The following is a 250-nucleotide window of genomic DNA, read 5'->3' on the forward strand; positions in this document are numbered from 1 at the left end:
TAAGAGTGGTGTAATGGCAGAACCTATGGCTGTGAGTCAGCACTTTATTGCTTGGAAGTGCGATGCTAATAAAAAGCTACATAACTGGTATTTGTACAACTGGTTACAACTGCATAAACCAGAGTTCGAAAGGCAAGCTGTTGGTTCAACGATAAAAACTATTGGACTGCCTTACTTTAAAAAGTTAAAAATTGCAGCTCCTTCCTACGAAGAACAACGCAAAATCGCCCAAATCCTCTCAACATGGGAC

Annotated in this window: 1 protein-coding gene; it reads left to right on the plus strand. The window is 40.4% G+C overall.

Translation table 11 applies throughout. The annotated features are described in order from the left end of the window. Window positions 1-13 precede the first annotated feature (13 nt). Window positions 14-250: restriction endonuclease subunit S (locus AB4585_RS25520; RefSeq protein WP_372171580.1), on the plus strand; the 237-nt coding region annotated here is incomplete at its 3' end.

The organism is Vibrio sp. 10N.222.49.C9 (genome assembly GCF_041474985.1).
Classification (GTDB): Bacteria; Pseudomonadota; Gammaproteobacteria; order Enterobacterales; family Vibrionaceae; genus Vibrio; species Vibrio crassostreae_C.